11 protein-coding genes are annotated in these 14,053 nt (G+C 72.4%); 7 read left to right on the forward strand and 4 right to left on the reverse strand.

Going from position 1 to position 14,053, the window contains the following annotated elements:
- The first annotated feature begins 14 nt into the window (after window positions 1–14).
- Window positions 15–959 carry a slipin family protein gene (locus ACZ6CZ_RS16835; RefSeq protein ID WP_469021037.1) on the forward strand — a complete coding sequence of 315 codons (945 nt, stop codon included), beginning with the start codon at window positions 15–17 and terminating at the stop codon, window positions 957–959.
- On the opposite strand, the gene ACZ6CZ_RS16840 is transcribed toward ACZ6CZ_RS16835, so the two are convergent.
- Window positions 859–2,094, reverse strand: coding sequence for an MFS transporter (locus tag ACZ6CZ_RS16840; protein ID WP_469021040.1), 1,236 nt, complete (start codon window positions 2,092–2,094; stop codon window positions 859–861). The genes ACZ6CZ_RS16835 and ACZ6CZ_RS16840 overlap by 101 nt on opposite strands.
- A gap of 121 nt (window positions 2,095–2,215) precedes the next feature.
- Here ACZ6CZ_RS16840 and ACZ6CZ_RS16845 point away from each other — a divergent pair, with 121 nt between their 5' ends.
- Genes ACZ6CZ_RS16845 through ACZ6CZ_RS16855 form a run of 3 tightly spaced genes read left to right on the forward strand, consistent with a single transcriptional unit; the run spans window position 2,216 to window position 4,699 of the window.
- Complete coding sequence (locus ACZ6CZ_RS16845; protein WP_469021043.1) at window positions 2,216–3,226, forward strand: ArsR/SmtB family transcription factor; 1,011 nt, start codon at window positions 2,216–2,218, stop codon at window positions 3,224–3,226.
- 32 nt (window positions 3,227–3,258) lie between these two features.
- Window positions 3,259–3,780 carry a glutathione peroxidase gene (locus tag ACZ6CZ_RS16850; RefSeq protein WP_469021046.1) on the forward strand — a complete coding sequence of 174 codons (522 nt, stop codon included), beginning with the start codon at window positions 3,259–3,261 and terminating at the stop codon, window positions 3,778–3,780.
- Between the two features lie 52 nt (window positions 3,781–3,832).
- A complete protein-coding gene (locus tag ACZ6CZ_RS16855; protein ID WP_469021048.1) occupies window positions 3,833–4,699 on the forward strand; it encodes a MerR family transcriptional regulator in 867 nt (288 codons plus the stop codon).
- 130 nt (window positions 4,700–4,829) lie between these two features.
- On the opposite strand, the gene ACZ6CZ_RS16860 is transcribed toward ACZ6CZ_RS16855, so the two are convergent.
- The 3 genes from ACZ6CZ_RS16860 to ACZ6CZ_RS16870 form a co-directional block, all read right to left on the reverse strand.
- Window positions 4,830–5,021, reverse strand: coding sequence for a DUF397 domain-containing protein (locus tag ACZ6CZ_RS16860; protein ID WP_469021050.1), 192 nt, complete (start codon window positions 5,019–5,021; stop codon window positions 4,830–4,832).
- A gap of 189 nt (window positions 5,022–5,210) precedes the next feature.
- On the reverse strand, window positions 5,211–6,068 hold the full coding sequence (locus tag ACZ6CZ_RS16865) for a helix-turn-helix domain-containing protein (RefSeq protein ID WP_469021053.1): 858 nt from the start codon (window positions 6,066–6,068) through the stop codon (window positions 5,211–5,213).
- A 365-nt stretch (window positions 6,069–6,433) separates the two neighbouring features.
- On the reverse strand, window positions 6,434–7,204 hold the full coding sequence (locus tag ACZ6CZ_RS16870; RefSeq protein WP_469021055.1) for a GOLPH3/VPS74 family protein: 771 nt from the start codon (window positions 7,202–7,204) through the stop codon (window positions 6,434–6,436).
- Between the two features lie 231 nt (window positions 7,205–7,435).
- Between ACZ6CZ_RS16870 and ACZ6CZ_RS16875 the strand changes: the two genes are divergently transcribed.
- The 3 genes from ACZ6CZ_RS16875 to ACZ6CZ_RS16885 all read left to right on the forward strand — a co-directional run bounded on the left by ACZ6CZ_RS16875 (window position 7,436) and on the right by ACZ6CZ_RS16885 (window position 14,010).
- A complete protein-coding gene (locus ACZ6CZ_RS16875; RefSeq protein ID WP_469021058.1) occupies window positions 7,436–10,036 on the forward strand; it encodes a D-alanyl-D-alanine carboxypeptidase in 2,601 nt (866 codons plus the stop codon).
- A 226-nt stretch (window positions 10,037–10,262) separates the two neighbouring features.
- Entirely contained in the window at window positions 10,263–12,182 is a 1,920-nt protein-coding gene (locus ACZ6CZ_RS16880; RefSeq protein ID WP_469021060.1) for an MFS transporter, read from the forward strand.
- A 253-nt stretch (window positions 12,183–12,435) separates the two neighbouring features.
- Window positions 12,436–14,010 carry a sodium:solute symporter family protein gene (locus ACZ6CZ_RS16885; protein WP_469021062.1) on the forward strand — a complete coding sequence of 525 codons (1,575 nt, stop codon included), beginning with the start codon at window positions 12,436–12,438 and terminating at the stop codon, window positions 14,008–14,010.
- Window positions 14,011–14,053: the final 43 nt, after the last annotated feature.

Here is a 14,053-nt window from a genome sequence, read left to right on the forward strand (position 1 = left end):
GAGAAGGGAGTGCCATGGAAGGCACCGTCGTCACAGTGGTGGTCGTCGTCGCGCTGGTCCTGCTGGCGCTGCGCAGCGGAATGCGCGTGGTCAACCAGGTCGAGCGCGGGGTGGTGTTCCGCATGGGCAAGGCGCTGCCCTCGTACCGGCATCCGGGCGTCACCTTCCTCATCCCGTTCGCCGACCGGATGCGGAAGGTGAACGTGCAGGTGGTGACCATGCCCGTGCCCACCCAGGAGGGCATCACCCGGGACAACGTGTCGGTGAAGGTGGACGCGGTCGTGTACTTCCGGGTGACCGACCCGCTGCGGGCCACCATCGAGGTGCAGGACTACGTCTTCGCCGTCGGCCAGGTCGCCCAGTCCTCGCTGCGGTCCATCATCGGCAAGAGCGACCTCGACGACCTGCTCTCCGACCGCGAGCGGCTGCACGAGGGGCTGGCACTGATGATCGACAGCCCGGCCGCGGGCTGGGGCGTGCACATCGACCGCGTGGAGATCAAGGACGTACAGCTGCCGGAGTCGCTGAAGCGGTCCATGTCGCGGCAGGCGGAGGCCGAGCGGGAGCGGCGGGCGCGGGTGATCACGGCGGACGGCGAGTTCCAGGCCGCGCAGCAGCTGGCCAACGCCTCCCGGATCATGTCGGACTCGCCGGAGGCCATGCAGCTCAGGCTGTTGCAGACGGTCGTGGAGGTCGCCGCCGAGCGGAACTCCACGCTCGTGATGCCGGTTCCGGTGGAGCTGCTGCGGTACTTCGACCGGGCGACCAAGCGGATCGACGCCGACCTCGACGCCCGCGCGGCCGAGCGCACGGAAGCCGCCGCCACGGCCCCTGCGGCACCCACCGCGTCCACGGCTGCTACGGCTCCCGCGCAGACGCCTGTCGTTCCGGAGCCGGAGCCGGCACCGGCTCCCATGGCGGCGCCGGCCGGGGTCGTGGAGAGCGACGGGCGGCCGTAGCGAGGGACAGGGTGACGCCGGCCGACGCGGCCGCCGTCACGGTCATCGCGGTGGCGGGCGAGGTCAGCTGGGCCACCGAACCCGCCAGCGCGGCGCTGACGCCTTGAAAGGTGAGGCGTCCCGCGGACTCCAGGCCGAGGGCGTGGCCGCGGAGGTCGTCCGGGGTCAGTGCCATCAGGTGCTCCTGCTGGGCCAGGCTCGCGCCGAAGCCGACCGAGGCGAGCGTGACCAGGCAGGCGGCGAGCGGTACCGGGGGCCGCAGGGCGAAGAGCAGGTAGGGCGCCGCGAGCAGCAGGAGCAGCGGGGTGGCCAGTCGGGCGCGGACGGTGGGCGGCAGCAGCCGGCCGACCGTCGCGTCACCCGCCAGCATGCCGAGCGCGCCGAAGGCGAAGAGGGTGCCGGCGCTGCCGGGGGCGTAGGACACGTAGAGGGACTCGCAGCCGACGACGAGGCCGTTGGGCAGCCACAGGCCGAGCAGGACCAGGCGGCGCGGGCGGGCGGACCACAGCAGGGCGTTGGTCCGCCAGGTCGCCGCGGGCGACGGGCGGCCCGGCGCCCGGGGCGGCCGCGCGCCGAGAGCGAGCCGCAGCACGGACGCGGTCACCAGGTACAGGGCCGCCGCCAGCAGCAGTGCGGCGCGGGGCGGCAGGACGGCCAGCAGGGCGCCGCCGGCCGCGAACCCGGCGATCTGCGTGAGGCCGTTCATCATGTTGAAGAGGGAACGCCCGGGCAGGTAGCCGTCCTTGGTGAGGATCTCGGTCAGCAGCCCCCAGCGGACCCCGCCGCCGAGTGCGGCGACGAGGCCCAGCAGCAGGACGATGCCGAAGAGCGCGCCGAGCGGCAGGCCGGGCAGCGCGAGCAGTGCCGTACCGGCGGCGAAGGCCAGGGCGATCCCGGACAGGGCCGTCCGCGGCGGGAGGCGGTCGGCGCCGGAGAGCAGGAAGGTCGCGCCGAGCACCTGGGCGAGCGACGGGCCGAACATGCTCACCGCGGACAGCAGCGGGGACTGCGTCGAGCGGTACACCAGCGTGCCCAGCGCCAGACCGCTCACCGTCTGAGCGGCGGTCTGGGCGGCGGAGGCCAGGAAGAGGGGGGTGAACTCCGGGGTGCGGAACAGGGATCGGTAGCTGCTCATGCCGGGAGTCTCGGGCGGGGGGCGAGGGGGTGGTTATGGTTTCGCGGGAGCGCGAAAGGTCCCCCGCGCGGCGGGCGGACAGGTGGACCGGTGGACGGGCCGAGGGAACGGGGGCGGGTGGATGGGCTGGTGGCAGCTGAACGCCGACACCCTCGCCCGCAGCCGGTTCGTGATCTCGCCGCTCGCCGAGACGTACGCGCATCTGAAGCTGCTGCACGCGGGCACGGGCGCGCACCCCGGTGAGCAGGCCTGGCTGCGGGTCCATCTGCCCGGCTACCGGGCACGGCTGGCCGCCGATCCGGTCACCGCGCTGCTGGTGCGCGCGGGGCTGGGCAGGCACTGGAACGCCGACTTCCTCACGCCGGCGCCCCGCGACGGCGAGTCCCTGCCCGAGGGCCTGGCCCGGGTCCGCGCGGCCCGCCCCGCCGACGCCCGCGCCCAGCTGCGCGTCTCCCTCGCCGGTCCGCTGCCCGACGCGCTGTACCGCGACGACCTGCCCGAGCGGGCGGCCGCGCTGCTGGAGTACGTGTGGGCGGAGACGGTACGGCCGGACTGGGAGCGGCGCCGGCGGGTGCTGGAGGCGGACGTGGTGGCGCGGACCGCGCAGGTGAGCCGGGGCGGCTGGGCGACCGTGCTGGACTCGCTGCGGCCGGGGCGGACGCGGTGGCTCGGGGACAGCCGGCTGCAGATCAACACTCGGGCGTATCCGCCGCGCGAGATCTCCGGCGCCGAGCTGGTCTTCGTGCCGGTGACCCCGCAGCGGCACGGCTGGGTGTCCTGGGAGGAGGGGGAGGCGTACGCCGTCGTCTACCCGTGCTCCGGGGTCCTCGCCGACGCCGGTGCGGTGGCGCGGGCGGTCCCCGCGAGCCTGGGCGCGCTGCTGGGCACGGCCCGGGCGGGCGTGCTGACGCTGCTCGGCTCCCCGCTGAGCACGACCCAGCTGACCGCGCTGACCGGTCAGCCGCTGGGCTCGGTCGGCCGCCATCTGAAGGTGCTGCGCGAGGCGGGGCTGGTACGGCGGTGGCGGGTCGGCCGGTCGGTGCTGTACGCGCGGACGGCGGCGGGCGAGGTGCTGCTGGAGGCGTCCGGGGGCGGGGCGCATCCGGGGGACGCCGGGCCGGGCTCCCGGTGAGGGGAGGCACCCGGCGGGGTTAGCATCCGCAGATGACTACTGAGACGACCTCCTCCTCCCCCCTCGACGTCGAGATCGGTGCCCTGCGGGGCGGCTCCGCGGATCTGGCGGGCCACCGCGGCAAGGCCGTGCTGATCGTGAACGTGGCCTCCAAGTGCGGACTGACCCCGCAGTACTCCGGGCTGGAGCGGCTTCAGGAGCGGTACGCGGCGCAGGGCTTCACCGTGCTCGGGGTGCCGTGCAACCAGTTCATGGGGCAGGAACCGGGCAGCGCCGAGGAGATCGCCGAGTTCTGCTCCGCGACGTACGGCGTGAGCTTCCCGCTGACCGAGAAGGTGGAGGTGAACGGCGACGGCCGGCACCCCCTGTACGACCGGCTGGTGGGCTTCGCCGACGCCGAGGGGCACAGCGGTGACATCCGCTGGAACTTCGAGAAGTTCCTGATCGGCCGGGACGGCGCGGTCGTGGCCCGGTTCTCGCCGCAGACCGAGCCGGAGTCGGCGGAGGTCGTGGCGGCGGTCGAGGCCGCGCTGGGCGGGCCCGCCGCGGGTTGACCCTGACCCTGGGGCAGGGCCGAGCGTGCGGTCACCGGGCGGACGGCGCCCGGTGACGGAGGATGACGTGGTGGACGACGACCTGCTCACCATCGGGGCGTTCGCGGCCCGGGCCCGGCTCTCGGTTAGGGCCCTGCGGTTGTACGACCGCCTCGGCCTGCTCGCCCCGGCCCGGGTGGACGAGGCCAGCGGCTACCGCTACTACCGGGCCGGTCAGGTGGAACGCGCCCGGCTGGTGGCGCTGCTGCGCCGGCTCGACATGCCGCTCGCGCTGATCGCGGAGGTGGTCGAGGCGGAGGGCACGGTGGCCGCGGACCGGCTGGCCGCCTACTGGGCGGACGTCGAGTCGCGGGTGGCGGGTCAGCGGACGCTCGCGCACTACCTCCGTGGACGACTGTCCGGAAGGGGTTCGCAGATGTACGACAGGTTCGAGGTTCAGACGGTGGAGGTGCCGGCCCAGGTGGTGCTCACCGAGACGCGGCACACCCTTGCGGACGAGCTGCCCGCGTGGATCGGCGCCTCGCTGGGGCGGCTGGAGGCGGCGGCACGGGAGTGCGGGAGTGTCACCGGGGCGCCGTTCGTCGTCTACCACTCCGAGGTGTCGATGGAGAGCGACGGCCCGGTGGAGTCGTGCGTGCCGGTGGCCGACGAGGCGGCGGCCCGCGCCTGGGTGGAGCGGCACACCGGTGCCTGGGCGACGAAGGTTCGGCTGGAGCCGGCGGCCCGGCTGGCGTACACCCGGATCACCAAGGCCCAGGTGGCCCATCCGCAGATCCTGGCCGCCTTCGAGGCGGTGGAGCAGTGGATGGCCGGGCAGGGGCTGGAGATGGCCGGCCCCTGCCGGGAGGTGTACTTCGCGGACTGGGAGGCGGCTGGCGCCGAGGACGCCGTGTGTGACGTGGCGTTCCCCGTGCGATAGCGCCCACCGCTCCCGGCCCCTGTCGGGCACAGGCCGAGCCCCCTCGGCAAGGACGGCGAACTGGTCGAGAGGGCTCTGTGCGTGCTGAGTGTGCGAAGACTGGTGCGGCGGAGGGTCAGGGAGTACCCCCCTACGCCTTGACCGAGGTCACGAACGCGTTCCAGGCGTCGGTGGGGAAGGCGAGGACCGGGCCCTCCGGGACCTTGGAGTCGCGGACGGCGAGTTCCGCGGCGGCGGGCGACTTGACCTCCACGCACGCCCCGTTCCCGGCGGAGTAGGAGGACTTCGTCCATGTCTCCGTGGCGCCCTGAAGCAGTGCCATGTTCACTCCTGTAGCGAGTTGCTGTCGTGCGAATCACGCCAAGCGGATCGACCGGTTGGCGTGATCGACGCTACTCCGCAACTTCCGCCCCTGGAGGAGCCGTTCACTCGACCGGATGGCATATTCCAGGCGAGCCTTCCGCTGGAGCGCCGACCCGGTGTACGATCCCGCGCTGCCTGCCGAGCAGGCTCAGCGGGCGTACTCCTTGGCCACATCCGCGATGAACTGCCGGGATTGCTCCACATTGAGGGACTGTGCCCGCAAGTGCTCGTACATCACGGAGTACTTCTGCACGTCGTGCGCCTTCTCCAGGTACAGGTCGCTGGTGACGCCCTCCAGGTAGACCACGCTCGAGTCGGCGGCGTCGGCGAACTCCAGGATGGCGTACTGGCCGTTGAGCCCGGGGTGCGCGCCCACGTCGAACGGCAGCACCTGGACGGTGATGTGCGGCAGCTGGGACATCTCGATGAGGTACTCCAGCTGCTCCCGCATCACCAGCCGGCTGCCCACGAGCCGGCGCAGCGCCGCCTCGTCCAGCACCACCCACAGCCGCAGGGGGTTGTTCTCGGCGGTGATACGTTCCTGTCGGCGCAGCCGCACCTGCACCCGCTTCTCGATGTCCGCGGTCGAGGTCTCCGGCAGCGCGCCCTGCACCAGGGCCTCGGCGTACGCCCGGGTCTGCAACAGGCCGGTCACCAGCTGGGGTTCGTACACGCGCAGCGACTCGGCGTCGGTCTCCAGGCCGATGTAGACGCTGTAGGGGATGTCCCCGAACGCGTGCCACCAGCCCTGCTGCCGCGAGTCCCGGGCCATCTCCATCAGCGACTCGACGACCCGCTGGTCCTCGACCTCGTACACCCCGCACAGATCGCGGACGTCGCGCTGGCTGATGCTGCGCCGGCCGTTCTCGAGGCGGCTGATCTTCGACTGCGACACCAGCAGCCGCTCCGCGACCTCTTCGGCCGTCATGCCCTTGAGCTCACGAAGCCTGCGCAGCTCCTGGCCCAGCCGGCGTCGCCTGACGGTGGGATTGACATTGGACGCCACGGGACGTGCACCTCCGGCTGCGTGCCTGACTTAACACCATGCGTATCTGCTGTTGAGCAGACTGCCACCAAGGTGCTTCCTACCGCTGGGAAACGGTGGATATGCGGCGCGTACGCGCACGTTCGGGCGTCCCGTGGACACTTCGCAGGTCCGGGGGCCGGCCGGGCGTGCTCCGGGCACCGGCCGGGGACCGGGCGGACATGCGGCCGAGCGGGGTGACGGGACACGCGGTCTCGTCACCCCGCTCGGACCTGCGGCTCCCGAACCGGGTCGTGGGGACTGTCGGTGCGGCTCGTGCGGTCATGCGGTGGTGCTGTCGTGCGGTGGTGCCCGCCGTGCGCGCACGGCTGCGGCGGGGCCCCGGCTCAGTGGGCCACGGCCCGCGCCATGCTGTTGTGCCGCGGTTGCATCGGAACCCCGCGTGCGGGTTCCGTCGCCGTGGTCCGGACGCCGGGTCCGGCCTGGCGGCCGGCCGGGGCGGCCGGGCCCGCCGGGTTGCGCCGCGGCTGCGCCGCCGCGCCGTTCTGGACGTCCATCACGGCGTGTGCCACGAGGCCGCCCATCGGGTCGTGCCGGATCAGGTCCCGCAGCCGGGACCGGGACGAGCGTCCCTCGTTCCCCGGATACAGGTGCTTGCCGAGGCCGACCGCGTGCGCCAGGGCCGCGAGGGCCGCGGTCCGCGGGTCCGGCGGTACGCCGGTGCGGATCGCGGAGTCCAGCCGGGCACGGATCTCCCGGCTGATCTCGTTGTCCGTCGCCTGGTAGCGAGTCGTCGGCAACACCCCGCACATCTGGCCCGCCACGGCATGCACCATGCCGCACCGCTCCAGGTGCGAGAGGTAGATCTGGCGCAGGCCCAGTCGCGGCCCGCCGATCCAGTGCACAGCCCGTACGGGAGCGCCGCGCCTTCGCAGCAACTCCAGCGCACAGTCCAAAGTTGGATCTCCAGTCGGCCGTGGCACCACCACGGCTATACGATCCCCGTCTGGGGCTATCCGTCCGGCCAGCGCCAGCTCCACTAGCTGTGCTCCGGCCAGACCGAGGTCGAGCGACTGCGGCTGCGCAGTGGTACCCGTGGCCGGGTCCAGTGCCAGCAGCAGAAGCTCCTCCGGAAGTGTTCTGCGGCTCCTGCCCATCCATGCCTCCCCGCGTGGATGAATGACAGGGTGACCCCTCTCACATTGGTCTGTCGAGGGCGCGTGACCGGTTCGTACGGGAACCGGAAGGTATGTCGTTCTCGTCTACCACCTGGGTCAAGTCCGCACACAGGACACTGGTACATGGTTCGGACAGCGGCGGTCAGGCGCTGTCCGGGCGGCGCCAACGCTTGTTGGACGGTTCGGCAGACGCACGGAGGCGTGCGGCACATGGAGGAGGCATCGGTGGCGGGCGAGTCCCCCGACAGGTCGAAGCAGCGCGAGTCGTCGGCGGAACCGACGCCGGGGAGCGCGGGTACGGTTCCCGGGGCGCGCGACCCGCGCCTCCCGGTGGCCCGTTCCGCGGAGTCCCGGGGTGAGACGGACACGGCGACGAGGGTCCTCTCGGTGCGGGACGCGCGGCCTGCCGCCGACGGCCCCTCCACCGCGGACGCCGACACCGGTGCCGACGCGGACGGCGACGCGGACGGCGACACGGGCTCCGACTCCGGCACCGGCTCCGGCACGGATTCCCGCGCCGACGCCGACGCGCGGCTGCGGGAGGCCGTCTCGGCGTGGGTGCGCCCCGCGGGGGGTGCGAAGCCCGCGTCCGGGCCGGGCACCGGGTCGGGCAAAGACGCGGAAGCGAACGCGGCCTCCGCCGACGAGGAGCCGGAGACGCCGGAGGCGGAGACCGGCGACCCCGGGGGCAAGGTCGAGGCGGGGGCCGAGGAGACCGCCGTGGCCGACGAGGCGGAGCCGGAAGCCGGCACCGGCGCGTCCGGCGACGCGGCCACCTCCGAGGACGACGAGCCCGCCGCCGAGCCCCAGGACGCCGCCCCGGAGGACGCCGGGGACACCGAGCCCGAGGACGCCCCCGAGAGCCCCGCGCCGGAAGCCGCCGACCGCGAGTCCACCGAGGACGCCCAGGACTCCGCGGAAGCCGAGCCGGAGGACCGCGAGCCCGCCGAGCCCGCGCAGGACGCCGAGCCCGAGGACGCCGAGCCCAAGCCCGCGGACACCGGGCCGGAGGACCGCCAGCCCGCGGCGGACGCCGACTCCGGGGACTCCGAGCCCCAGCCCGAGGACCGCAAGCCCGCCGAGCCCGCCGAGCCCGCGCAGGACGCCGAGCCGGAGCACGACGAGCCCGCGGACCGTAAGCCCGCCGACTCCGAGGACTCCGAGCCCGAGCCCGAGGACCGCAAGCCCGCCGAGCCCGAGGACTCCGAGCCCGAGCCCGAGCCCGAGGACCACAAGCCCGCCGGGCCCGCGCAGGACGACGAGCCCGAGGACGACGAGCCCGAGCCCGCGGACGCGGAACCGCGGGTCGATCAGCCGACGGCCGTCTTCAAGGCCGTACGGCCCGGGGAGCGGCAGGTCGATCAGCCGACCACCATGCTGAAGCTGGGCGGCGCCACGAAGGCTCCGGAGTCGGACGCCGAGCGGACGAGCAAGTTCGTCGCGCTGAAGCCGCTCGACGAGCCGCCCGCGGGCCGTACCGCCCAGGTGCCGCAGATCGGCCCCGAGCGCACCACCCAGCAGCCGCTGCCGCCCAAGCCACCGCTGGACCTGCTCGCCGAGCTGACCAACACGCCCCCGCCGCCGGAGACGCCGGTGCGCACGGCCGTGCGCCGGATCAAGATCTGGACGCCGCTGGTGCTGCTGCTGGCGATCGTCTTCGCGGTCGTACAGGCCATGCGCCCGCTGCCCGAGCCCACGCTGGACCTCACCGCGAAGGACAGCTACACCTTCGGCGGTGGCAAGCCGGACATCCCGTGGCCGTCCCAGGGGCAGGCCGCGCTGGACGTGCAGGGCGTCGGTTCCTTCGGCTCGTCCGGCAGCCAGAAGCCGGTGCCGATCGCGAGCGTGGCCAAGGTCATGACGGCCTACCTCATCCTGCGCGACCATCCGCTCAAGAGCGGCGCCGCCGGTCCCAAGATCAAGATCGACCAGCCGGCCGAGGACCAGTCGAAGGCCGGCCAGGAGTCAACGGTCGACGTCAGCGCGGGTGACTCGATCAGCCAGCGGGAGGCCCTGGAGAGCATCCTGATCGCCTCCGCGAACAACGTGGCGCGGCTGCTGGCTCGCTGGGACGCCGGGTCGGAGAAGGCGTTCGTGGCGAAGATGAACGCCGCCGCCGACGACCTCGGTATGACCAACACCACCTACACCGACCCCTCGGGGCTGACGAACTCCACGGTGAGCACGGCCGTGGACCAGGTGAAGCTGGCGAAGGCCGCGATGGAGAAGCCCGCCTTCCGCGAGGTGGCGGCGATGATGTCGTACGACGACTACAAGGGCGTCAACCACTCCAACTGGAACCAGCTGGTCGGTCACAACGACGTCGTCGGCATCAAGACCGGCACCACCACCTCCGCCCTGGGCAACCTCGTCTTCGCGGCGAAGAAGGAGGTCGGCGGCGAGACCCGCCGGATCGTCGGCGCGGTGCTGCGCCAGCCGGCGGGCGGCCCGGACAACACCATCCTCAGCGCCGCCCTGTCCGGCGGCGACCAGCTGATCCGGGCCGCGCAGGGCGCCCTGCGGTCGGCGACGATCCTGAAGAAGGGCGACGTCGTCGGCTACGTGGACGACGGACTCGGCGGCCGTACCCCGGTCGTCGTCACGAAGGACGTCGGCGCGGTGGGCTGGGCGGGGCTGAAGGTGAAGCTGTCGTTCGCCTCCGATGCCGTACCGCACACGGCGAAGGCCGGTACCGAGGTGGGTTCGCTCACCGTGGGTGACGGCTCGGGCAGTGCGGTGAAGGTGCCGGTGGCACTGGAGAAGGACCTCGCCGAGCCCGGTTTCGGCGCCAGGCTGACCCGGCTGGGCTGACCTGCGGCGCCGGGTCCGCCCCGGTGCCGCGCGCCACGCCCCCGCACCCCGCCGCCGAGCCCCCACCCGGGGGCCCCGCGGCGGGGTGCGTGCTAGCGTCACGAAACGGGGCAGGTCGCCGGTCGCGGGACACGACGGCGAACTCGACGGGACACGGCCGCGAACTCCGGGAGACATCCGGGCGTACGGCCGGGAGCAGAAGACGGGACACGGGGAGTGCCTTCAGGTGGCCACAGCGGAGCCGACACGCGCCGACGACGCAGATCCGGGGCCGGGTTCCGGCCCTCGAATACGGCCGTCCGCGGCTGACCCGGACGGCCGTCGCGCCGACCCGGCGGACAGCACCACCGGCACAGGCACCGGCACCGGTCACAGCGGCGGTCACGGCACCGGCGGTCGCGGACCGTCACGGCTGGGCGCCGCCCTGGAGCCGCCGCGCCGGTGGCTGCTGCTGCACCCCGTGCTCGGGATCACCGCCCTGGCCGGCGTCCTGCACATCATCTGGTTCTTCACGTTCGCGAACAGCGGTGGCGACCTCGCCGCGCAGGACGCCTGGGCCGAGTTCGTCGGCCGGCACCCGGACTCGGCGTACAACCTCGCCTGGTACGGCGGCATGCACCCGGTGTCGTACAGCGTGGTGTCGCCCTATCTGATGTCGCTCCTCGGTGTGCGCACGACGATGATGATCGCGGGGACGGTGTCGGCGGGCCTGCTGACGCTGGTCCTGGTGCGCAGCCGGTCCGTGCGCAACCCGCTGTGGGCCACGCTGGCCGGGGTCTTCGCACTGATCTGCAACGCCGTCTCGGGCCGGGTGACCTTCGCGCTCGGCACGATGTTCGCGCTGGGCGCGGTGGCGGCCGTCTTCTGCTGGCCGCACCGCTGGCGATTCAAACGCTGGGCGAAGGCCCTGGTGGCGGCGCCGCTCGCGGCCCTCGCCACCATGGCGTCGCCGGTCGCCGGACTGTTCGTGGGTCTGATCGCGGTCGCCCTGTTCCTGCAGAAGCGGCGCCCGGGCGCCTGGGCGCTGGGTCTCGCCCCGACCGCGGTGGTCGCCGTCTCGGCCTGGCTGTTCCCCTTCTCCGGCACCCAGCCGATGACCGTCGGCTCGGTCGTCATGCCGCTGCTGTACGGGCTGCTGTGCCTGTTCCTGGTGCCCAGGGAGTGGCGGACGGTCCGGCTGACGGCCGGTGTCTACAGCCTCGGGGTGCTGCTGGTGTGGCTGGTCAGCTCGCAGATCGGGTCGAACATATCCCGGCTGCCGATGCTGTTCGCGGGTGCGACGCTCATCGCGGCGCTGCCGTTCGCGGTGCCGCGCTCGCGCCGGTGGTACGTGACGGTGCTGGCGTTCCTCGGGTTCGTCGGCTGGATCGGCTTCAAGTCGGTCGACGACATCATGCACACCACGCCCGCCGCGTCCTGGGCCCGCGAGCTGGCCCCGCTCGTCAACGAACTCCAGGAGGTCGGCGCCGAGAAGGGCCGCGTCGAGGTGGTCCCGGCCCGCTCGCACCGCGAGGCCTCCGCCCTGGCGCCCTACGTCAACCTGGCGCGGGGCTGGAACCGCCAGGCCGACATGGAGCGCAACCCGCTCTTCTACGACGACACCCTCAACTCCGCCAACTACCACGAGTGGCTCCAGCGCTGGGCGGTGCACTTCGTGGTGCTGCCCCGGGACGAACCGGACGGCGACGGCGGCGAGCGCGAGCGGGCGCTGGTGCAGCGCGGGATGCCGTATCTGAACCAGGTCTGGGGCGACGCCAACTGGCAGCTGTTCCGGGTGACCGACCCGGCACCGCTCGCCGAGCCGGACGCGGTGGTCGACCGGGCCGAGCAGGGCGAGCTGACGATCGAGGTCCGCAAGGCCGGCCGCATCCTCATCCGCATCCCGTACTCGCCGTGGCTGAGCATCGTCGACGCGCAGGGCAAGAGCCTGAAGCCGCCGCGGGAGACCGAGGCCTCCGAGCACCGGTCCGCGGGTGAGCCGAAGACGTACGACAACGTCAACGGCTGCCTGATGGAGACGGAGGAGGACGCCAAGGGCGACCGGTGGACGATGCTGCTCGCGCCGCGGGCGGGCACGTACCACCTGGCCGCCCCCTACCAGCTGCCCCGGGGCACGCCGTGCCCGGACGAGCTGAAGAAGCCGTGAGCACGGGGCGGGGCGGGCCGGAGCAGTTCTTCCGGCCCGCCCCGCCTTTTCTCCTCACCCCGCCCGCCGCTGTCTGAGAATCCGAGGTCCCGAGCGGGGCCGCACTGTCGCGCGAGCGTTCACATGTATGAACTGAGGTCACCAAACAGAACGATTTTACTCCGCCTTGACCTTCCTTCTCCTTGCCGTGCGCATGCTCACGAACCCAGAGTTCACATGCCTGACCCTGGTGACGGACTCTGGAAGGGGGCACATGAACGGTCTCGACTGGGCCGTGCTCATCGGCTACTTCGGCGTGATGGTCGCGATCGGCGTGTGGTCGCACAAGCGCGTCGACAATGTCGGTGACTTCTTCACGGCCGGCGGCAAGATGCCGTGGTGGCTGTCCGGCATCTCGCACCACATGTCGGGTTACAGCGCCGTCATGTTCACCGGCTACGCCGGTATCGCCTACACCTACGGCGTCACCTCCTTCATCACCTGGTCGTTCCCGATCGCCCTCGGCATCGCCATCGGCTCGAAGCTGTTCGCCCCGCGCATCAACCGGCTGCGCTCCCGGCTCCACGTGGCCTCGCCGCTGGAGTACCTGAAGAACCGCTACAACCTGCCCACCCAGCAGGCGCTGGCCTGGTCCGGGATGCTGCTGAAGATCGTGGACGTGGGCGCCAAGTGGGCCGCCATCGCGACCCTGCTGTCGGTGTTCACCGGGCTGTCGCTGACCCAGGGCATCCTCATCACCGGCGCGATCACGGCCGTGTACTGCACGATCGGCGGTCTGTGGGCGGACGCGCTGACCGAACTCGGTCAGTTCGTCATCCAGTTGCTGGCCGGCGTCTCGATGTTCGTGGCCGTCGTGATGAAGCTGAGCGACAAGAGCATCGGCTTCCTGGACGCCTGGGACGAGCCCGCGCTGCACGGCCACGGCAAGCCCCTGGTCGGCCCGTACGGGACCGTCTTCCTGCTCGCCTTCCTCTTCATCAAGCTCTTCGAGTACAACGGCGGCATGCTCAACCAGGCCCAGCGCTACATGGCGACGGGCAGCGCCCGCGAGGCCACCCGCTCCGCACGGCTCTCGGCGGCCCTGTGGCTGGTCTGGCCGGTGGTGCTGTTCTTCCCCATGTGGATGTCACCGCTGCTGGTGCACGCGCAGAAGCCGGACGGCTCCGACTCCTACGCCCTGATGACCGAACAGCTGCTGCCGCACGGCCTGCTGGGCCTGGTCATCGTCGGCTTCTTCTCCCACACCATGGCCATGTGCTCCTCCGACGCCAACGCCATCGCCGCGGTGTTCACCCGGGACGTGGCGCCGGTGCTGTCGGCGCGGGCGCGGGGCTGGGGCGAGCGGTCGGGGCTGATCGCGGCCCGGCTGACCACGGTGATCTTCCTCGGTCTGTCGATGGCGGTGGCGACCCAGGTCAACTCCCCCGCGTTCAAGGACATCATCACCGTCGTCATCAAGTGGGTCGCCGGACTCATGGGGCCGATCGCCATCCCGATGATGCTCGGCCTGCTGCGCCCGTTCCGGCGCTCCGGCCCGACGGCCGCGCTCACCAGCTGGGCGGCGGGCCTGCTCGCCTTCTGGCTGGTCAACTACCCGATCAACTGGAACGTCGACGGCGGCGTCCCGCTCCAGTACCAGGTCTCCATCCCGCTCGCCGTCTCCCTGGTCCTCTACATCCTGATCGGCTACCTGAAGCCGGAGGACACCCCGGAGCGGCTGGCGGTCATCGAGCGCCTCAACACGGACGGGGACGGAGCCGCGGCACCGGTACCGGCTCCGGCGACGGCCGGCGACACGACCGTGGGAGCGCCCAACCAACCCCTCTAGTCCGCCGGTCGATCGACAATCGGCAGGAACGGGGAGCCGGCGA

The organism is Streptomyces sp. NPDC041135 (assembly GCF_055592085.1).